21 protein-coding genes and 1 riboswitch are annotated in these 20,148 nt (G+C 46.5%); of the genes, 8 read left to right on the plus strand and 13 right to left on the minus strand.

From position 1 onward, the window contains the following. Positions 1–84 precede the first annotated feature (84 nt). Together ACTRXG_RS09335 and ACTRXG_RS09340 are read right to left on the minus strand one after the other, a co-directional pair. Positions 85–1,059 (minus strand): DUF4003 family protein, encoded by a 975-nt coding sequence (locus ACTRXG_RS09335; RefSeq protein ID WP_474284757.1) that lies wholly within the window; start codon positions 1,057–1,059, stop codon positions 85–87. 57 nt (positions 1,060–1,116) lie between these two features. Beyond that, positions 1,117–2,412: a protoglobin domain-containing protein gene (locus tag ACTRXG_RS09340; protein WP_474284758.1), complete on the minus strand. Its 1,296-nt coding sequence runs from the start codon at positions 2,410–2,412 to the stop codon at positions 1,117–1,119. Between the two features lie 114 nt (positions 2,413–2,526). Here ACTRXG_RS09340 and ACTRXG_RS09345 point away from each other — a divergent pair, with 114 nt between their 5' ends. Further along, positions 2,527–2,748, plus strand: a complete 222-nt coding sequence (locus ACTRXG_RS09345; protein ID WP_474284759.1) for a hypothetical protein — start codon at positions 2,527–2,529, stop codon at positions 2,746–2,748. A 71-nt stretch (positions 2,749–2,819) separates the two neighbouring features. Here the strand turns inward: ACTRXG_RS09345 and ACTRXG_RS09350 are convergent, their stop codons facing one another. Both ACTRXG_RS09350 and ACTRXG_RS09355 read right to left on the minus strand, forming a co-directional pair. Further along, positions 2,820–3,305, minus strand: coding sequence for a macro domain-containing protein (locus ACTRXG_RS09350; protein WP_474262669.1), 486 nt, complete (start codon positions 3,303–3,305; stop codon positions 2,820–2,822). 85 nt (positions 3,306–3,390) lie between these two features. Continuing rightward, positions 3,391–4,743 carry a 5'-deoxyadenosine deaminase gene (locus ACTRXG_RS09355; RefSeq protein WP_474284760.1) on the minus strand — a complete coding sequence of 451 codons (1,353 nt, stop codon included), beginning with the start codon at positions 4,741–4,743 and terminating at the stop codon, positions 3,391–3,393. A 39-nt stretch (positions 4,744–4,782) separates the two neighbouring features. Beyond that, positions 4,783–4,880, minus strand: a riboswitch (purine riboswitch). A 229-nt stretch (positions 4,881–5,109) separates the two neighbouring features. Between ACTRXG_RS09355 and ACTRXG_RS09360 the strand changes: the two genes are divergently transcribed. Both ACTRXG_RS09360 and ACTRXG_RS09365 read left to right on the plus strand, forming a co-directional pair. After that, a complete protein-coding gene (locus tag ACTRXG_RS09360; protein WP_474277076.1) occupies positions 5,110–6,000 on the plus strand; it encodes an SDR family oxidoreductase in 891 nt (296 codons plus the stop codon). A gap of 73 nt (positions 6,001–6,073) precedes the next feature. Further along, positions 6,074–6,901 carry an STAS domain-containing protein gene (locus ACTRXG_RS09365; RefSeq protein WP_474262663.1) on the plus strand — a complete coding sequence of 276 codons (828 nt, stop codon included), beginning with the start codon at positions 6,074–6,076 and terminating at the stop codon, positions 6,899–6,901. Between the two features lie 75 nt (positions 6,902–6,976). Here ACTRXG_RS09365 and ACTRXG_RS09370 read toward each other — a convergent pair whose 3' ends face one another. Together ACTRXG_RS09370 and ACTRXG_RS09375 are read right to left on the minus strand one after the other, a co-directional pair. Beyond that, positions 6,977–7,342: an IDEAL domain-containing protein gene (locus tag ACTRXG_RS09370; protein ID WP_474262661.1), complete on the minus strand. Its 366-nt coding sequence runs from the start codon at positions 7,340–7,342 to the stop codon at positions 6,977–6,979. 102 nt (positions 7,343–7,444) lie between these two features. Beyond that, positions 7,445–7,855, minus strand: coding sequence for an RrF2 family transcriptional regulator (locus ACTRXG_RS09375; protein WP_474284761.1), 411 nt, complete (start codon positions 7,853–7,855; stop codon positions 7,445–7,447). A 237-nt stretch (positions 7,856–8,092) separates the two neighbouring features. Between ACTRXG_RS09375 and ACTRXG_RS09380 the strand changes: the two genes are divergently transcribed. The 3 genes from ACTRXG_RS09380 to trhO all read left to right on the plus strand — a co-directional run bounded on the left by ACTRXG_RS09380 (position 8,093) and on the right by trhO (position 10,087). Continuing rightward, on the plus strand, positions 8,093–8,359 hold the full coding sequence (locus ACTRXG_RS09380; RefSeq protein WP_474262656.1) for a hypothetical protein: 267 nt from the start codon (positions 8,093–8,095) through the stop codon (positions 8,357–8,359). Between the two features lie 164 nt (positions 8,360–8,523). Then, positions 8,524–8,781 (plus strand): holin, encoded by a 258-nt coding sequence (locus ACTRXG_RS09385; protein WP_474277081.1) that lies wholly within the window; start codon positions 8,524–8,526, stop codon positions 8,779–8,781. 331 nt (positions 8,782–9,112) lie between these two features. Further along, positions 9,113–10,087, plus strand: coding sequence for an oxygen-dependent tRNA uridine(34) hydroxylase TrhO (gene trhO / locus ACTRXG_RS09390; protein ID WP_474262651.1), 975 nt, complete (start codon positions 9,113–9,115; stop codon positions 10,085–10,087). Between the two features lie 46 nt (positions 10,088–10,133). Here the strand turns inward: trhO and ACTRXG_RS09395 are convergent, their stop codons facing one another. The 3 genes from ACTRXG_RS09395 to fdhF all read right to left on the minus strand — a co-directional run bounded on the left by ACTRXG_RS09395 (position 10,134) and on the right by fdhF (position 14,423). Continuing rightward, on the minus strand, positions 10,134–10,823 hold the full coding sequence (locus ACTRXG_RS09395; RefSeq protein ID WP_474284762.1) for a phosphatase PAP2 family protein: 690 nt from the start codon (positions 10,821–10,823) through the stop codon (positions 10,134–10,136). Between the two features lie 109 nt (positions 10,824–10,932). After that, positions 10,933–11,469 carry a helical membrane plugin domain-containing protein gene (locus ACTRXG_RS09400; protein ID WP_474262646.1) on the minus strand — a complete coding sequence of 179 codons (537 nt, stop codon included), beginning with the start codon at positions 11,467–11,469 and terminating at the stop codon, positions 10,933–10,935. Continuing rightward, complete coding sequence (gene fdhF, locus ACTRXG_RS09405; RefSeq protein WP_474277087.1) at positions 11,469–14,423, minus strand: formate dehydrogenase subunit alpha; 2,955 nt, start codon at positions 14,421–14,423, stop codon at positions 11,469–11,471. Before fdhF ends, ACTRXG_RS09400 begins: the two co-directional genes overlap by 1 nt. A 307-nt stretch (positions 14,424–14,730) precedes the next feature. Here fdhF and ACTRXG_RS09410 point away from each other — a divergent pair, with 307 nt between their 5' ends. Further along, a complete protein-coding gene (locus ACTRXG_RS09410) occupies positions 14,731–15,423 on the plus strand; it encodes a Na-translocating system protein MpsC family protein (RefSeq protein WP_474284763.1) in 693 nt (230 codons plus the stop codon). Positions 15,424–15,455: 32 nt separating this feature from the next. Here the strand turns inward: ACTRXG_RS09410 and ACTRXG_RS09415 are convergent, their stop codons facing one another. The 3 genes from ACTRXG_RS09415 to ACTRXG_RS09425 form a co-directional block, all read right to left on the minus strand. Further along, positions 15,456–15,638 carry a hypothetical protein gene (locus ACTRXG_RS09415; RefSeq protein ID WP_474277091.1) on the minus strand — a complete coding sequence of 61 codons (183 nt, stop codon included), beginning with the start codon at positions 15,636–15,638 and terminating at the stop codon, positions 15,456–15,458. A gap of 215 nt (positions 15,639–15,853) precedes the next feature. Continuing rightward, positions 15,854–16,171, minus strand: coding sequence for a hypothetical protein (locus ACTRXG_RS09420; RefSeq protein ID WP_474262638.1), 318 nt, complete (start codon positions 16,169–16,171; stop codon positions 15,854–15,856). A gap of 148 nt (positions 16,172–16,319) precedes the next feature. Next, a complete protein-coding gene (locus ACTRXG_RS09425; RefSeq protein ID WP_091610069.1) occupies positions 16,320–16,766 on the minus strand; it encodes a hypothetical protein in 447 nt (148 codons plus the stop codon). Positions 16,767–17,024: 258 nt separating this feature from the next. Between ACTRXG_RS09425 and xylE the strand changes: the two genes are divergently transcribed. Beyond that, on the plus strand, positions 17,025–18,404 hold the full coding sequence (gene xylE, locus ACTRXG_RS09430; RefSeq protein ID WP_474284764.1) for a D-xylose transporter XylE: 1,380 nt from the start codon (positions 17,025–17,027) through the stop codon (positions 18,402–18,404). Between the two features lie 54 nt (positions 18,405–18,458). Here xylE and ACTRXG_RS09435 read toward each other — a convergent pair whose 3' ends face one another. Beyond that, the gene (locus ACTRXG_RS09435) at positions 18,459–20,081 is read right to left on the minus strand and encodes a glycoside hydrolase family 43 protein (protein ID WP_474284765.1); all 1,623 of its coding nucleotides are present in this window, start codon (positions 20,079–20,081) and stop codon (positions 18,459–18,461) included. Positions 20,082–20,148 lie beyond the last annotated feature (67 nt).

Below are 20,148 nucleotides of genomic sequence, written 5' to 3' on the forward strand. Positions count from 1 at the left end.
GAAACTATCGTAGCACAATTGTAATAATTGCAACAGTTATAAATTGGAAGAAGACGCACGGGTAGTGTGCGCCTTCAATTTGTTTTAAAGGGTTATCGCTGCTGAAGCAGAAGTTGAGGAATTCAGTGCCTGCAGAGCCACAGCCCGCTGCGCGTCGATTAATGCTGGAGGCAGGCTGCCTTCCTGCAGGGAAGCGTGGTGGGCTACAGCAATCTGTATGGAGATATGAACCGCAAAATGCTGAAACCGCCGAAATTCACTCTGCTCAGCCAGGAGGGCATGAACGCTTCGGGCGTCATCAATAATGGTAGAAAAAGAAGCTGTAAATCCGAGCACTCCGAAAAGCGAGTAATAGAACGGACGTACGTGCCACTGTCCGGACTGCCAATGGCCAAGGACGTCGTCAAAACGTTCAAAGTATGCAGCTTCGTTTATACTTTCGAGATTCAGAGCGGATAAAAAGGAAAGGTACTGAAGTTGAGCACCTTTTTTAAAGTCCCGCTCGAGCAGCTGGTGATGGGCGCTGTTCATATGCTCAATCATCTGTTCCTTATTTCCGGGAAACTGATGAATATAAAGCGTGTGCAGAGGATAATAATCCGCACTTGTTAAATCCGGAAAGGATTCCTGCAGAAACTCGTACCAGGCAGTAAACGCCGGTACAGCTGAAAAGTCGTTCCGGAAGAAGGTGTAATATGATAAAGCGGCAGCGTACGTAGATGTGCCGCGACCCCACGGTCCCTGAACCAACTGGCTGTACAGCTGCTTAAAACCGCTCCAGCTGTCCTCGGGGTTGTCGGACAAACAGTCAAGCATACCAGCGATTGGAAAACGCTGGTGGGACCGCAGCGGTGAAAACCAGCTGTTGTTCTTTTTAATCGTCTGCTGGAGACGGTCAAACCGCTCAATGTCAAACGACTGGTGGTGCAGGGAATACATCGATGCCATCAGCATGAACATGCGGGCGTCCGAATGATGCCACGGATATTTTTTCTTTAACGCTTCATAGGTGTTCAAATACTGCTTTGTAATATCTGTAAGCTGTTGCTGAGTTTCCATCTGAGGGCCTCCTTTTCTCTGGCTATGGTGTAAGTATAGCACGAGAATCGAAGGGTGTTATTCCCTCGTTAGCTCATGGAGAGAGGAAACAGAGCTCCCTACCTGAGAGATGGCCTGCTCGACTTCGCGCAGCTCCTGGATGAGTGAATGAACTTCCGCTTCAGCATCATTGCTCTGCTGGCGGCTTCTTGCCATTTCCTGTACGATACCATCAAACATGCTGTTGATTTCGTGGACCCGTTTCGTGCCGTTACTGATCTGATTGTCCGCGTTTTCAATGTGATTGCTCACAAGCTGAATTTGGTCGTTTGTTTTCCGGACAAGCTGAGATACGGTATCCACTGATTTTTTTGTCTCACCGGAAAGCTTACGGACTTCTGTGGCTACCACCGCGAATCCGCGTCCGTGTTCGCCGGCACGGGCAGATTCAATTGAGGCGTTCAGGGCCAAAAGATTCGTCTGTTCAGCGATCCCAGTGACGATGTTTGTGATATCATCAATTTTAGCTGCAATTGCTTTTAGTTCACCCGTTTCAGTACGCATAAAATCCATGAGCTCCTGGAGGCTTTTCATATGCTTTCCGTGCTGTTCGAGCTCTTGCTTGCCTTCCTCGGACTGGGAAGCGGCTCCGGAGCTGCTCTTAACATTTTCTTTTGAAATGGTAACGACCCTGTTGGAAGTTGCAGTAAGTGAAGCAACAGAGGTATTTGTCTGGTTGAAAACCTCCCGGAGCGAGCGGGTAGTGACAGAAATTTGTTCGTGCAGATGATCTTTAACAGCCTGCTGTTCTTTGTGAAGTGTAAGATGGGCCTCCTCGTAGGCTTCAAGCACAAGCTGCTGCTCGAGGTTAATGATTTTCGTAACCGCAAGAACAGCTGGAAGCAAATCAGCCCGGCTGTTAAGGTGCTGGTCGACAAAATGAAGGATGGACTGCTCCATGTCTTGAAACGAGGACATGTACCATTTAGGCAGAAGGCCGATATGTAAATGAACCTGGGCAATCTTCAGCCGCTTTTGAATAAAAGTATCCTCCATCGTCCCCTGAAACATTTCCTGCACATGGACAGCAAGCGTCCGGCTCAGCCGTTCGACCGAGCTGTGCTCTTCAATGATTGCACGCAGGCTGGGCTCGTTCTTAAGGTTGCGGTAAAAGGCATCAACAATAGCTTCGATGTTTTCAGCAATGACTGGCTGAAGTTCGGATAGTATATAAAGGTCATGGTCAGTTAGATGAATCAGCTGGAGCTGACGATGCAGATCGCTTCCGGGTGAAAGCCTGATCCGGCTGCCGGCATGGGCGTCCCCTGGAAATTGTGAAGCAGGTGCAGATGATGGTTTTGCTGAAAACAGCATATTAATAGCCTCCCGATGCAATAAAAGTATGGTTGATACAGTAATTCTTATATCGGCTGAAGAAATATTAATATTCATGGATAATTAAAAATTTTTAGGAGGCAGGGATAGAATATGAGAAACAAAAAGATGTGGATAGCGGGGCTGTTGTCGCTTCTCATTCCAGGTGCGGGACAGGTGTATGTTAAAAAATACCTCTGGGCGGTGTTGTTTTTTGTGCTTTACGTAAGTCTGCTCGTTACGGTGTACGTGCCGTCCATTTTCGTCGCTGCGATTGCCGTGGTGCATGCGGTGCAGATTGCCGGACGGCAGGAAGCAGAAAGTAAGGACAAATAAAGGGGAAGGGCAGGGTGGAAAAAATTATTTGAAAGGCCCCAGGGTAAAAAACCCGGGGCCTTGTATCTGTGCTATTCGGCTTCGAGCGCCTGAATGAACGCTTCGTCCATATCGACAGCGATAAATTGAATTTCCCGGATGTTGTGCAGCAGCTCCCGGTAATAAATCGCGACGGTCTCGGGGTCCAGGCCGCCGGTGGCGGTGCCAAGCGCCGGCAGGGCGACCCGGTAGATGTGATTCTCCTGGCAGTAGCGTATTAACGCCTGAAGACAGGAATAAACCACGTCATAGTTCGACTTTTCTTCCGGGGCTTCCATCGTCACCAAATGAAGGATGGCTTCATACGGGAGACTGGCAGCCGTAGTCGTGTATAGCTCGCCGCGCTTCGGCTCGTTCTTTTTGCAGTAGGCTTCTGCTTCCTGTTCAATAGTCTCTCCGCCAGCTTTTTTGATGGCAGCGGCAACCCCGCCGCCCATCGACCCCTTCCCGTTTGCAGCATTGCAAATATAATCGACGTTGGTGACAGTGGTTATATCTCCATGTTTTGCACTAAGCATAATTTCTCTTCCTCTCCTTCTGCGCTATTATTCCGTCATCAGCATATCAGAATTTCCAGGCGGCAGGGAGGAGATTGCTCATAATTTATACAAAAGAATTAGACATATACCTGGAAGCCCTATGGAATAACTGCTTTGCTTCTTTGTTCGCATCACTAAGCACATGGTTCTTATTCATGGTCTGCATATTGCGGTCTTCCATAATAATCCTTCCATTCACGATGGTAGTTTCCACCTGATCTTTGGAAGCGGCATATACAATACGGGAATATGGATCTGCTCCTTCGCTCGGATACGTATGAAAATCATAAAGGTTGAGGATAGACAAATCCGCTTTTTTGCCGATTTCGATACTGCCAATTTCCTGGTCAAGACCGACTGCTCTCGCACCTTCGATGGTTGCCATGCGAAGAACCTGTCTGGCATTCATGGCGGTCGGGCCATAGGAGGGTTTATGAATAAGGGCGGCCATCCTCATTTCCTGAAACATGTCGAGCGTGTTGTTACACGGGGAGCCGTCGGCACCGAGACTGACATTGTGATGGTGGTCGAGCAGGTCCGGGATCTCTGCGAATCCGGAAGCAAGCTTCATATTGGAGCTTGGGCAGTGACTGATATGAGCGCCCTTTTGTTTAATAATCTGCTTTTCATGCTCATCGAGCCAGACACAGTGGGCGAGAATAAGGCGCGGGTGTACAAGGCCAAGGTGATCCAGATACGTTACATTTCGCATGCCGGTATCAGCTTCAACAATTTCTATTTCTCCCTGGCTTTCTGAAGCGTGTGTATGCACATACGCTCTGTAATGAGTAGACAGGCGGGAAACTTCGCGCAGCAGCGGTTCAGAGCAGGAGACAACAAACCGGGGTGAAAATGCGTATCGTATTCTATCATTATCCCGACCGTTCCATTTTTCATACAAATCGGCGCTTTCCTGCACGGACTGGCTCGTGGTTTCAAGCAGAGGAGCAGGCAGTTCATCGCCCTTATCCATCATAACTTTGCCGGATAGGGCCCGGATGCCGGAAGCTTCTATGGCTTCGAAGGCAGCGTTTGTATGGTGGACTGTTTCCATGTCGACGATCGTGGTCGTACCGCTCCGGATCAATTCGCCGATACCGAGCATCGCCGAGGCGTGGATAGAATCGGGAGTGTGGGCAGCTTCCATTGGCCATATGCGTTCCTTCAGCCAATCCATCAGCTCAAGGTCATCCGCCTGACTGCGAAACAGTGCCTGGCAAAGGTGAATATGGGTATGGATAAAGCCGGGAAGCACAGTTCGTCCCCGTGCTTCAATCACTTTTTCATCCGGACGGGGAGTTAAAGATGGTTGGATTTCTTTAATGTATTCATTTTCAATTCGTATATCTCCGTGCACAATGTCATTGTTTTCGTTCATCGTCATGATTTCAGCCTGCCGTATTAAGATCGTGGTCATTGTGAACACTCCTTTGTATGCATAAAAAAACGAAGAACACCTGTAAAAGGCGTTCTTCGTAGTTGGAAATTACGGTTTCCAGTAGAAACGTTCAACCCAATTGTTGAATATATACGAAGGGTAAGTGGTAATACCTGCATCGTACCGGGGAATGAAAAAAACTTCAATAGAGTTGGAAGATAATATGACGAAAGATTTACTGGGCAGTATACGAGCCAGACCCTCCAGTTTCTATTTCTTTTATGAATATTCCTGTTTATTCCAAAAAAGAAAGAGAATTTTCAGGAAATGCACAGTACAAAGAGTGAACAATAGCGGCAATGGGTATAGGAAAAGCAACAAAACTATTCCAGAGGAGAATAAATTATGGAGAAAACAGCCATCATTACCGGAGCAAATACCGGAATGGGATTCGAAACAGCGAAACAGCTTGCCGTGAAAGGATTTAATGTCATTATGGCCGTCCGGGACGAGAAGCGCGGGGGAGAAGCCATGAGGCAGATAAAGGCCAGTACCGGAGCTTCACGTGTGCGGGTGATGCGCTGTGATCTGTCCTCTCTTCAGGATATACATACCTTTGTGCGCCAGCTCGAACAGATCGTTCCCTGTGTGGATGTACTGGTTAACAATGCCGGCGTAGTATCGCTGAAAAGAGAGCTTACCGAGGATGGTTTTGAAAGCATGATCGGCGTGAATCATCTGGGGCACTTCGCTCTGACACTGCAGCTGCTGCCTCTGCTTGAATGTTCGGCAGAAGAGGCACGTATCATTAATGTTTCGTCAGGAGCGCACAAATATGGAAGCATTCATTTTCCGGACCCTCATTTAACCAGGGGATATGGAACATGGAAAGGGTACGCCCAGTCAAAGCTGGCGAACGTTTTATTTACATACGCCCTTGCTTCCCGTCTCGAAGGGACGAGTATTCGTGTTAATGCCCTGCATCCTGGCGGGGTAAGTACTATGCTTGGAGTGGACCGGTCTACAGGCTTTGGGCGCCGTATTCATCAAACAATCCGGCCAATGCTTCGCACAGCGGCAGAAGGTGCGGAAACATCGGTGTATCTTGCCGCTTCCCGTGAAGTGGATGGGGTGCATGGCAAATACTTTATTGATTCTTTTGAAGAAGATACTGCCCCTCATGCCCGCGACAGGGAGCTCCAGGAAAAGGTATGGGAATGGAGCATGGACCAGACGAATGTGGAACGACTGCTGGAGGCAGAGTGGATCAATAGATTAAAACGCGAAAATCAGTAAGACAGCTTTATTTTTTTGATTATGTATTTTAAAATATATTAAATACAGGAAATGACAGAAAGGATTATTGGCGTTGAGTAAACAACTGTACAATTTCATGTTAAACCATGCAGAAGAGATCGTGACTACATGGATGGAAGATATTGAAGCACAGTCGGAAGCTATCTACCCGAACGATGCCGACCGGAGGGAGGCATTCCGGGGAAGACTCAAGGGATTCATTCAGGAAACGGCAAAAGCAGTAATAGGGGAGGAACCATCACTTACTGACTGGGCGCAGCTTACGGCAATGGACGGGCTTGAAAACCAGGGGCCGAGGTTTTACTCGGTAGAGTTTTTCAGAGTCGGGCGTGTTGACCTCTGGAAGCGTCTGTCTACCTATTTCAAAGAACGGGAGGACGAGATTTCTCCGTTGCAGGTGGCTGAGTGGGCAGAGAAGATTCAGTCGGTGTTTGAAAAGGGACTGGAGCTTGTAAACCAATACTACTATCAGATGAATGAAGCTCAGCTCGAGGCCCAGCAGCAGATGATGGTGGAGCTGAGTGTGCCGATCATTAAATTAATAGGGGATATTGGTGTCCTCCCACTTGTCGGAGATATTGATACGCACCGGGCGAAAATGATTGAAGACGTGACTCTTACAGAGGTGGCAAAGCTTGAACTCGATGTACTGATTATTGATATGTCCGGAGTGCCGATCATCGATACAATGGTGGCTCAGCAGCTGTTTAACCTGCATCACGGGCTGAGTTTAATCGGCACGGAAATCATTATTACCGGCATTCGCCCGGAAATTGCAGAAACGGCCGTGCGGCTTGGGATTGATTTCAGTAAAGTAAAAACCTTTGCTCATCTGCAGCAGGCCCTCGAACAGAAGATGAATATTCAAATTAAGAAATAACAAGTATACAGATGCAAAAATAGCCCTTCGCAGTAAATCTGCAAAGGGCTATTGTAGTAAATATGCCGGAATTTCCTAGTACTCGCTGTAATTCGACAGCGCGTAGGAGGAATCGTTGGATGACCGGACATTTGCTTTATTATTCAATTCGGCAGTGAGCTCCAGAAACCACTGTTTATCATTGGTGACCAATGCAAGATCAATCAGGTCATGCAATTCATCCTCTGAAACAGGCTGTACGGTATTCAGCTTGCTTACTTTGTGGAGCAGCAGTTCAGCTGATTTTTCCATTATATCCTGATTATCAGAGGAGATGACTTTTACTTTAATGGTTTGATAAGATTCTTCAATTGCTTCTACATAGCCTACAACCAATTCACCATAAATGGTGGTTCCTCGAACCCAATCTCCTACCGAAATAATATCGTTTGTTGGTAACATTCGCGTAACCTCCTAAGGATTACCTATTAATTAATAGTGTTGTAATCTGAATTATCTATAACTATACATTTCCCTGTTTTTGATTGCAAAAACATTGCTCAGTTAATTTGTGATACATTTTTTCAGCATGTCGGCAATAGTAAATTGATCAAGGTGTTCTCCAAAAACGTATTCACCCTCCGAAAAAACACCGCCCAGCACTTGTTTCATATTAGCCCCAACGGAGCAATCGGGGTTTTCATCCGGGCACCGGGGCTGCAGAGTGCCTTTTGATGTGACCTGGTATACATCCCACAATGTGACGGACTCCGGAGGGTGGGAAAGGACAAAACCTCCACCGGCGCCTTCCTTGGACTGAATCAAATCATGCTGCTTCAACAGGCTTAACACCTTACGGATCCGAACCGGGTGCACAGAGGCACTTTCAGCAATGAAAGTGCTTGAGGCAGCTTTCTCGGGCTGATGGGCGAGCAGTGTCAAACTGTGTACAGCTAAAGAAAAGTGGCTGTTCATACGTATCTCTCCGGGTAAAAAGAATTGTTAATGTTTATACTGTAATTATAAATATTACAGTTTTGTTTGTCAACGTTTGATGCCTGTGAAAATGGACGGAAGCTGCTCGGCAGGGAGAAATATTATCACTGTTCCGGTCAACTCGTTATGATTCATAAGCCTTTTCGTGTTATAATATACTTCTATTCATGCATTGTACTTTTCCGTGTCATTGATCCTATGAAAAGGAGTGAAGACATGAAAACATTTGAAGAGGTGGTCCGTACTTTAGCGGACATTGAAATGCAGTCTGTTGCTCAAACGAGATCAAGACACGAATTCCAGAACGAGCGCGAATACTATTCCCATTTTCTCCGTAATAAAGATCTTTCTTTTTATTTGGAAACTGTCGAAGAGATGTTTCCATTAGAAGCAAAGAAATACGGAGCAGAGGAAATTGTGCGTGGGATGGCTGAATATATCGAAGCAGGTGCCATGCCTGAGCGGGAGCCGCTGACTGAATAAAGGGGAAGCGGAAGATAAATAAACCGAATTGAATGTTATATCCGAAGGGTCCGGTTTACCGGGCCTTTTTTATTTTTGCAAATTCAACTTAAAAGGATGGTTTAAAAACAGAGGCATACATGCCTTTTGCAGAGAGAAGAAAAAACAAAGGGGAGGCGAAGAAAATGGAAGTCAGTCCGGAATTTCTGCTGTACATGTCATTCATCGGTACGACAAGTACGGCGCTGATGCAGCTGTTAAAGCAGGCGCTTCCGCTGCCGAAAAAGTATATCCCCCTTCTGACGCTCGGGATCGGGGCAGCCCTGGCACTTGTTCCTTTTCCGTACTCGAATGCCGTTCTGGCAGAGCGGGTATGGGCAGGCGTGCTTGCTGGACTCGGGGGCACCGGAATTTTTGAAAATGTGCAGAAAAGCAGAAAATAGTAAAATATCCTGCTGAAACCTGAGTGAGGACTCAGATAGAAAAAAAGAGAAAGAAATCAATTCCCTCCTCTTGTTCAGAAAACTTTTTCATTTGCGGGGACAGGAAAATTTTTATATAATATGTCTGCGCACAACAAGAATCCCCCGCTTGCAGCAGGGGATTTTTATTGAGGTTTTGTTATGCTTTTAAATAACGTGGGCGCTGTTTGGGTATATTTCCCGCTGCTGTTAAAAGAAACGAAACAAAACCCTTGTGTGACAAGGCTTCCTGATTGCAAGACAGGGAGTCAGGAATGTATCTTGCAAATATATTCCGGATAGGTGAGAACAAATGACAGAAGAAAATCAATCGTACCGGGTGTTACTGTATTACAATTACACGTACGTGGAAGACCCTGAGACCTTTGCTGCAGAGCATCTGGCTTTCTGCAAGGAGCTTGGTTTGAAGGGTCGGATTATTGTTGCAGAGGAAGGCATCAATGGTACTGTTTCCGGCACTGTAGAACAGACGGAGGCATACATGCAGGAGCTGACAGGCGATGAGCGGTTTAAAGATACCGAATTCAAGGTGGACTATGCCGACGGGCACGCATTCAAAAAAATGCATGTGCGTCCGCGTTCAGAGCTGGTGTCGCTGTATCTCGAAGATGACATTAACCCAAATGAACAGACTGGTGAACACTTGAGCCCGAAAGAATTTTACGAAGCGCTTCAAAGCGATGAAACCATCGTTCTTGATGCCCGGAATGACTATGAATATGATCTTGGGCATTTCCGCGGAGCGATTCGCCCGGACATTAATGCCTTCCGGGAGCTGCCGGACTGGGTCAGGGAAAACCGGGAGCAGCTTGAAGGTAAAAAAATATTAACCTATTGTACCGGGGGCATCCGCTGTGAGAAGTTTTCCGGATTTTTGAAAGAAGAAGGGTTTGACGATGTGGCACAGCTGCACGGCGGCATCGTTTCCTACGGTAAGGACCCTGAAGTAAAAGGGGAACTGTGGGACGGAAAGTGCTATGTATTTGACCAGCGTATCAGTGTGCCGATCAATCAGGTTGAGCATCGCGTAATCGGCAGGGACCACTTTGACGGGGAACCTTGTGAGCGATACGTTAACTGTGCAGATCCTGACTGTAACAACCAGATCATCTGCTCTGAGGAAAATGAGCATAAATATATGAGAAGCTGCACAACGGAATGCATGACTCATCCAAGAAACCGTTATATGGAAGAGCAAGGGCTAACGGCAAAAGACGTGCAGGAAAAAATCGAAGCGAGAAAAGCAGAACAGATGCAAAACGCATAAATGCATAATAAATGAAGCCTCCGGCCTGCTGGGCCGGGGGCTTCATTTAGGTTTGCCTGCGGTATTTGTTCCAAAGTGTAAGCTCCAGGGCGATAATGCAGACAAGCAGCCAGAACAATCCGACTGAAATGCCTGCAACTACATCTGTAAAGTAATGAACGTCCAGGAACATCCGGCTGACAGCGACAAGGAGGGCAGCGAGCGTCAGCAGTATGCCGAGCATCCACTTCCATACAGTGGCAAGTGTACTTCGGATAACAAGATAGGCAAGAAATCCGTAAAAAGTAACGGCTCCAGTAGCGTGGCCACTCGGGAAGCTGTATCCGGTCCCGTCATAGGCGGCGAGCACTTCCGGGCGCTCTCTTGAGAAGAAATTTTTGAAAACAGTGGTGATAATGCTGATACCAATCATATTTACGGCAAAATAAACTGCATGCCATCTGCTAAAAGATGAAAAAAACAACAGATATACTGTGATAGCAGCGGCACCGATTGTCAGCCAGGTAACTGAACCGCCTTCCGTAATGATGCCCATTATGGACTGCAGAAGATCGGTATTGAGCGCTGATACAATATTTTGGGCTGTTCGGTCGACCATAAATGTTTCCTGTTCGAGTACCTCTTCACCCATATCGAGAAATAAAAAAGCTGTCGTAAACAGTGCGAGCAGACCGGCAATGATAAGTATCCAGGAACTTTTTGGAACATCGGACAGTTGAAGACCTTTGAAAGACAATGACATTTGCTCCCTTAATTTGTTTTTAGACCTATTCCCTTGAGGATGATGGTATTAAACAAAAAACCAGGCTGCGCGAGGGCAGCCTGGAGCGTATTGGTAGTGCCGGTTAAACCTTCGTGTTTGGTTTCCGGTCTTCCTGTTCTTTTTCCATTTCGGGTTTGCCTGTTTCGCCCATGCCGCGCATAAAAGCAATGCCGAGCGAAAGCGTGTGGTTTACTTCCGGGTCCCGGAGGAGCTTTAACAATTGGAAAATGTTCACGGTTTGTTTTTCCTGTTCTTTTTCCTCTTCGAGTTTTGCTACACGCTCAAGTCCTTTGTTTAATTTCAACAGGAGCGGCTGCATGCTTTCAATATCGAGCTTTCCGGCTTCGCCGGCGAGAAGAAGCATGTTTTTAATCATGTTGGTGCTTCCTTCGGTATTCATCGCGTTTACAGCTACGTTTAATACCTTATCGCCTTCGCTTAGAAGTCCATTTGCCATATCAAGCAGGCCGGACTCATCAAGAAGGTTCGCAGTGCGCATCATCTTTTCAAGGCTTTCTTTGTTATCAAGCAGCTGGGACTGGAGTTCTTCCATGTCCCGCTGTTTGATTTCTTCTTCGGAGAATTTCAGCTTCTCAATATGAGTTATGCGCTCAGCCATTAGCGGTTCTCCTTTCTCACCATGTCGCCAGGGAAGATGTAGTCATTACGTTTCCATTTCCGTTCAACTTCCACGCCGTTCTGAGGGTTAGGATTTCCGTATCGGAAATTGTTTTTCGGCATCGGTGCTTCCCCGTCTGTACTGAGTATTTCCATGAATACCTGCGTTTCTTTGTAGGCCGGTGTATCCGTATCCTTATCAGCTTCGCTGCTCGTAAGTCGGTTAATGGCTGATTCACCGGAATTGTTCATTGGAATGTAAAGCTGTTTTTCTTTCACACGGTCAGTAACAAGCGCCTGGATGCGTACAGCCCCGTACGGCGATTTCAAGCGAACAAGGGCGCCGCTTTCGAGTCCGCGTTCTTCGGCGAGTTCCGGAGAAATTTCCACGAAATTGTCCGGGGTTTTCAGCGTGATTCCTTCCGTTTTGTACGTCATATTGCCTTCGTGGAAGTGCTCAAGCATCCGTCCGTTGTTCACGTGCAGGTCGTACTGCTCGCCGAAGGTTTGCGGTTCGGTCCAGTGCACCGGATAGAATCTTGCTTTTCCGTTCGGGAACTGGAAGCGGGATTCGTAAAGAAGCGGCTCATCCTTGCCTTCTTTGGTTACAGGCCATACGAGAGAGTTATATCCTTCAAGCCGTTCGTAGGATACTCCTTCGAAAAACGGGGAGAGTGAAGCAGCTTCTGCCATAATTTCAGACGGGTGGCTGTAGTTCCAGTCTGCGCCCATCCGGTTAGCCACAAGCTGAAGAATTTCCCAGTCCGGCTTAGAGTTACCGAGTGGATCAAGCGCTTTGTATAAACGCTGGAAGCGGCGCTCGGTGTTTACAAACGTGCCGTCTTTTTCGAGACTTGGGCTTGCAGGAAGTACAACGTCCGCAAACTTGGCGGTTTCGGATAAGAAGATATCCTGTACTACGAAGAAGTCGAGCTTCTCGAAGCCCTGCTGTACGTAGTTAATGTTGGAGTCTACAAGCGCCATTTCCTCGCCTTTCAAATAGAGGCTGCGGAGGCGGCCTTCGTGCATCGCATCGACCATCTCATGGTTGGTCATGCCGACTTCACTGGAAAGCTCTGTGTTCCAGCCCTGCTCAAACTTCCGGCGGACGTTTTCGTCTTCCACGGATTGGTAGCCTGGAAGAAGATTCGGTGCGCTTCCGAAGTCTGTTGCGCCCTGAACGTTATTATGTCCGCGAAGCGGGTAGGAGCCGGTTCCGTGACGGCCGTAGTTGCCGGAGACAAGCAGGAGGTTCGATATTGCCGTACTTGTATCCGCGCCGCCGGAGTGCTGGGTAACACCCATCGCCCACAGGGCACAGGTAGTATCTGCTTCGTGAATGCTTTCGGCAATGCCAATCAATTCCTCACGGGAGAGCCCGGTCTGCTCTACAGCGTAATCGATGGTGTACATCTCGAGTTCTTTCACAAAGTCATCGTAGTAATCCACGCGTTCATTAATAAACTCTGTGTCTTCCCAGCCCTGGTCGATAATGTATTTTGCTACTGCGTTCAGCCATACAAGGTCCGAGCCTGGCTTCGGCTGGATAAACATGTCCGAGCGTTCCGCCATTTCATGTTTTCTGATGTCGGAGACGATCAGCTTCTGGTTGCGCAGCTTATGGGAGCTTTTAATCCGTGTGGCAAGAACCGGGTGGGATTCAGATGTGTTTGTCCCGACGGTAATAATAAGCTCCGCGTTTTTAATGTCTTCTATCGTGCCGGTGTCCCCGCCGTAGCCTACTGTGCGGAAAAGGCCCTGGGTAGCAGGAGTCTGGCAGTACCGGGAACAGTTATCAATGTTGTTTGTGCCCATAACGGAGCGGGAGAGCTTCTGCATAAGATAGGACTCTTCGTTTGTTGTCTTGGAAGAGCTGATAAATGCAAGAGCGTCGTTGCCGCTTTCTTCTTTAATGGAAGTGAAGTTCTTCTGAATAACATCTAAAGCATGCTCCCACGTAGTTTCGACAAACTGGCCGTTTTCACGGACGAGCGGATTCTGAAGGCGTTCTTCGCTGTTTACAAAATCCCAGCCGAATTTGCCCTTTACACAGGTGGAAATGCCGTTTGCAGGTGCTTCTGCCTGAGGCTCAATTTTAAGGATTTCACGGTCCTTCGTCCAGACATCAAAGCTGCAGCCAACTCCGCAATAAGTACAAACTGTTTTCGTTTTTTCAATACGGTCGTCGCGCATTTTGGATTCCATGTTGGAGAGAGCCAGAATTGAGCTGTAGCCGGTTTCAACGTCCTTGGTGATATCGATCATCGGACGAAGAGTATCTTCTTTGATCCCGGTCATGTAGCCGGCTTCGCCTTCCATATTTGTTTCGATTAAAGCGTTACATGGACAGACGGTGGAACAGTGGCCACAGGATACACAGGAGGATTCGCCGATAGGAACATCGTTATCCCAGATAACACGGGGGCGTTCACGTTCCCAGTCAATGGAAAGGGTTTCGGTCACCTGGACATCCTGACAGGCTTCCACACAGCGTCCGCAGAGAATGCACTGATCCGGGTCATACCGGTAGTGAGGATTCGTATAATCTTTTTCATACGGCTTAGTTTCAAAGGGAACGCTCTGGTGTTCGACACGCATTGCTTCCACTGTATTATGAATTTCACAGCCGCCATTATTGTAATCGCAGACGGTACAGTACAGCTCGTGATTATGCAAAATCCGGTCCATCGCAATTTTTTGTGCCTGATCAACGTCAGGGGTGAGGGTTTCGATGACATCATCTTCTTTAAATTCGGTGGAACAGGCACGGACAATTTCTCCGTTTACCTTCACCATACAGGTGTCACAGGTTTCAATTGCGCCCAGGCTCGGGTGATAACAAACATTTGGGACTTCCTCATTGGTGCCGCGCGTGTAGTCGAGGATTGTAGAGTCATCCGATACTTTGCGCTCGGTGCCATTCATCGTTACTCGAATAATCGACAAAATAATCATCCTTCCATTTTGGAAATAAAGTTGGACTAAAGGAATAAAAAAGTAGTGGACGGTAGATGAATGCAGCACTCGCTTATGTAATAGTCAAGGGAGTGCACCTTTATTCTAGGGATTACAGAGGAAAATGTAAAAAATAATAAAGATATACTCCCACACTTCCACGAAATTAGAAATTTAAAACAATATTTTAATAATTATCGGCCGCCCTGTTGACCCGTGTGGCATTTGTGATTAAATCAAAACTAGATTATAATGCTTTTGGATAGTAAATATGTGAATAATACTTAATTAAAGGACACTGATAAACATGAGGCCAACAGAAAACGAAAAGGATATCGCAAGCTTTGCCGGCAAACTGCTTCGGGAGAGATTCGCCAAAGGCCCGGAAGCCGCGCATGTGGTAATGCAGGGACCGTTCATCACCATCTACCTGCGGCATTTCCTGAGCCCAATGGAGCGGGTCATTCTCGAGCAGGAGGGCGAACAGGCTGTTTTCCGTCTGCGTGAAAGTATGATGCACAAAATTGTTCCGGAAATTAACGGATACGTGCAGTCGGTCACCGGCCAGGTGTATAAAAACTTTTACCACGACAGCGATTTTAATAAAGAATCGAGTATATTTGTCGGAATCGACGAGAATGCATATGACGGCGAAAATCCGTTTAAAGAATATGCGGGTAAAAAGAAGCTTGAAGAGCGTGTAAGGCAGGTTACTGCAGAGGCAGAAAAGGAACCCGACAAAGTCTTTTCAGGAATGCTGAATAATAAGACTGTTCTCGTGATCCGGGAAGGGCTGCTGATTAACATTGAAAAAGAGTTAGTACAGCAAGGATATGAAGAGCAGCTGAAGGTAACTAAACGCAAACTGGAAAAACGACTGTTAATAGAAGGGAAGTCGTTTACCTCCATTGCCGGGATGAACATTGCTGACGTGTTTGTTGACTGGGACTTTGAACGGGACCGCAGCGTCATTGTCTTTATTATGAGCGGGTCGGGCTAGAGGCAGGGTGCTCCTCCAGCCAGCCTTCTTTATCAGCCGGCGTATGCCTGAAAACAGTGGACACAGTAAGAGTAGTTCTTTTGAGTGAGTGGCTGCAGGGCAGCTTCTTCCAGCAGGCTTTCCCAGTCCGAGGGCCTGCTGTTGCTCATACAGCGGTCATTAACAAATACCGATTTGTGAATCTTTTGACCGTCGTGATCAATTAAAAATTTCATAAATTAAAAGGATGCTCCTTTCACAAAACAAATAAAAAAAGCCAAAAAGATAAACAGGAGGCAGGTACCTCGTGTCTCTTTTTGGCTTATGGGAAATAGCGCCATTGTCTATCCATTTCCACCGTTTATTTAATTGCTCTTAAGTAATTGCTTCGTATGTACACCCTAAAGGATATGGCGTTTAATTGCAACCATGATAAAAACAGGCAGCAATGCTATTCGCTGGCCGGTGTATCGACTAATCCGGTGAAACGCAGACGGAAAGACGTTTCGTCTTCATCAATATAGCCCCAGGCAATACGATCTTTTTTCCAAAAGATTTTAAATTGGTTACGGTCAACAATTTCAAAGCTGTCGCACTCTGAGATGATTCCAAGCATCTCCAGTTCACGGCAGATTCTCTTTGTCTCTGATAAATACCACATATTCTCCCAGCGAGGGTGCTCAAAACGGCTTGTTATTTCTGCAATAACTTCAATAGAGCCATTCTGGAGAACACGGTACCGGCCGAAGGAAGCTGCTTGATATTCCATGTATTTCTCCCCATTCGTTTTTCTTTTATTATGCATGAAAAACTAGGTAATTTCTACTTTTAAAAAACTCCCGGCCTCGGCCGGGAGTAAAAAGTTTTGGAGAGAAAGTGATGCTCGAATTAAATTTTTGAATCAGTGAAAAGCTGTTTTATTTCCATTTCATGACGACTTTCAGTTTGTTCTGCTCAAAGTAGTAGGAGTCTATTTTTCCATAAGGAACTTTTTTCATAGGCTCAAATACTTCCAGGTGAAAACCTGCCTGCTGCTCCTGAGCAGAGAAATAAGGCGGGCGGTCGAAGATTTCCCTGAATACGTCGTCCGCTTCTAAAGGGGAAATGGATTTTAACGTGAAGTAAAGGGTCCGCTCTGAAGCGTGGGAAGGTTCCAGCAGCATACTGAAGCGGCTCTGGCTGCTGTCATTTTTAACGCCTTCAATACGCAGGACCTGGTCCTGGATATGAACGGCGGAAATATCCACATTGTCCATTTTTTTAACCTGAAGTACCTTCAAAAACATTTTTTCCGTTACTGGAATGGTTACTCCGTTTTCTTTTGCGTCGGTCACTCGTTTTTTAATAGATGAAAAAAGACTCACTATTGATTTCCTCCTCATAAATTGGCTACTTATACACATTCCCGGATAAGCCTGTGAAGGAACGTCTTTTTTAGTTCGGAATAGATTTTTATTCGCTTAATTAAAAAATGAATTTCAGTATAGAAATGGAAGCAGCCGTCCTTAAGGATCTCTGTCCGCCTAATAAAGTTTATTGATTAAACAAACAAAGAATGATAATGTGGTTTGTGATCGCTTACATAGAGGAAGGAGGGAAGAGTAGCACGTCTACTCAAGTATATGAATTCTAAACGAACGATGTATGTAGTATTAGTTACCATGGTAGCTACACTTGGCGGCTTATTGTTTGGTTATGATACGGCCGTGATTTCCGGAGCGGAGGGGTCACTGCAGACCTACTTTGCCGACAGTCTGAACCTAAGTCCACTTATTCACGGGTTGACGGTTTCAAGTGCGCTAATTGGATGTATTATTGGCGGATTGGTTTCGGGCTTTTTTGCAAACAGAATAGGAAGAAAGTTTACATTGATTATAGCGGCGGTTTTGTTTCTTCTTTCCGCATTGGGTTCAGCCTACCCAGAGCTGTTATTTTTTAATGCTGGTGAGCCCTCTGTCGCACTTTTAATTGTATTTAATATTTACCGGATTATCGGTGGTATCGGGGTAGGGCTGGCCTCAGCGGTCGCACCTATGTATATTGGCGAAATGGCGCCACCTAATATTCGTGGGAGGCTTGTGTCCCTCAACCAGTTTGCGATTATTTTCGGTCAGTTCGTCGTGTACTTTGTCAACTGGGGGATTGCCCGCGGACAAACGGCGGAATGGGTGGATGCTCTCGGCTGGAGGTATATGTTTGCTTCGGAAGCGATTCCAGCTGCTTTGTTTTTACTGTTCATGCTAACAGTGCCGGAGACGCCGCGGTATTTGGTTTCCAAAAACCGGGACGACAAAGCCATGAAGATTTTATCCAGGATCTATGATCAGACGATGGCTAAGGCTACATTCTATGAAATTAATCAGTCATTTGATAAAAGAAAAGAAAAATTGTTCGCCTACGGAAAGCTGATTATTATTATTGGTATTCTCCTGTCGATTTTTCAGCAGTTTGTCGGCATTAACGTTGCGCTGTATTATGCACCGAGAATATTTGAAAGCATGGGAGCGGCAAGAGACGCTTCGTTATTCCAGACCATTATTATGGGGGCCGTCAATTTAATATTTACAGTCATTGCTATCATGACAGTAGATAAATTCGGTCGGAAGCCACTGCTGATTATCGGATCTATTGGAATGACCATAGGCATGTTTGGTGTTTCGGCTCTCGCTTTTACCGGCACAATTGGTATAGCGACGCTTGTATTTATTATCATCTATACGGCTTCCTTTATGATGTCGTGGGGACCAGTGGTATGGGTGCTTTTATCCGAAATATTCCCTAACAAAATCCGCGGTCAGGCTCTCGCTATTGCGGTGGCAGCCCAGTGGGCAGCTAACTATTTTATTTCTTCCACGTATCCAGCCATGATTGAGTTCAGCGGTGGATTAACGTACGGATTTTACGGTCTCATGAGCATATTGTCTGCTTTGTTCGTATGGAAATTTGTCCCTGAAACGAAAGGGAAAACGCTTGAAGAGATAGAGATGGGATTAAAAAAGTAAGAGTATAAAAAAAGAGGCCCGGCTGCCATTAGTGCAGTCCGGGCCTTCTGTATTTTATGCTTCGTTTTCTTCTTTAGGAACATAATGAAAGTATTCAAAATCTGCAGGCTTGGAAGAAAAACTGTCCTGGCACTGCATACCGACAAAAGCGCCTGTAAAAAAGCCATCGCCCTGGATATGGTCATCCGATAGTTTAGCGGAAGGAAAAGAAATATCCACCGCAGTCCAAGTGTTCCCATCAAAAGAATAGGAGAACCAGTACTTGTCCATACGTACAGAGACTTTAAGATAAATCGTTTCTACACTGCGATCAATTTCAATATCGCTGTCTCCAAGCGGCGTGTCAAACTGATAATGGTCATTAGCTAGAAGGGTTAAAATCCTTCCTTTACTTTCATCGTGGGTAATGTAAAAATAAACCCAGTTTTGCGTATTGTAATAGCAGACCATGCCTGCGGACTGCTGAAAATGATCCGGATCAAACTGAACGGCGGTTTCAGCATCAAAATAAAAGTGCTGCCACCTTCTTGCGACAAATGCCTGGGTGAATTTGGACGTCAGGGAGTCTTTACCGTACAGCCGCAAATAGCCTGGGCGGTCTTTAAACGATAACGTATTTTCTTCTAAAGGGATCCGCAGTGTCTGGAAGCTCTTATCCAAATTACCAGTGTTAAAATGACTGTAAACAGGAGAAGCTGATTGCTGTGGCTCCTCCGAAAGACCAGGGCCCTCCACGTATAGCGAAGGCTCATTGCTGCCGGCTATGTAAGGCCATTCTTTTTCCCAATAAACCTTTTGAATGGCGGTTTCTCTTCCGAGAGGGCAGAAGCCCCGCGGATCCAGTAAAGGTTTTTGTGCCTCTTTTAGCGGCCGGCCGGTCAGGTGTACAAAATACCATTCGCCGTTCTGTGTTTCTACAAGAGAGCCGTGCCCCGCTTTCTGCAAAGGGTTTCTCGGATAGGGCCAGGACGTAATAAACGGGTTTTCCGGGTGGACCTCGTAAGGGCCGAACAGTGATTTGGACCGTGCGATGGTAGCTGCGTGGTCAAAGGTAGTGCCGCCTTCCGCGGTAAGCAGATAATACCATCCATTAACTTTATATATATGTGGTCCCTCGGTCAGCTTGATATCTGTACCGGTGAAAATAATCTGCCGCTCACCGATCAGCTTTTCTGCTTCAGCGTCGTATTCCTGCAGAGCAATACCGTAAAAGCGGTGATTGCCCGGCCGGTAATCCCAGACCATATTCAGCAGGTATTTTCTGCCGTCGTCGTCATGATAGAGGGAAGGGTCAAAGCCGGAGCTGTTCAAATACACAGGATCGCTCCATTCACCGTCAATCGTATCGCAGGTGACGAGGTAATTATGGCCGTCCTTCCAGATGCCGTCGATTTGTTTAATATCTGAATAAATAAGCCAGAACTGATTATCGTGCCAGGAGAGAGCGGGCGCCCAGACGCCGCCTGAGTCCGGATTACCAGCCATATTCAGCTGGGAGGTCCGCTCGAGAGGATGTTTGACGACTTCCCAGTTTTTTAAATCCTTTGAGTGATGAATCTGCACCCCAGGGAACCATTCAAACGTGGAAGTAGCAATATAATAATTCTCTCCGGCCCTGCAAATACTCGGGTCAGGGTTAAAACCAGTCAAAATTGGGTTAGTAATTTGATCATTCACGAAAGTAGCCTCCTTAAATTGGTAACGCTTTCAAAATAGATTGTATAAGCAATAAACTAAATATAAC

This window comes from Marinococcus sp. LNSP9103-4, from assembly GCF_056034345.1.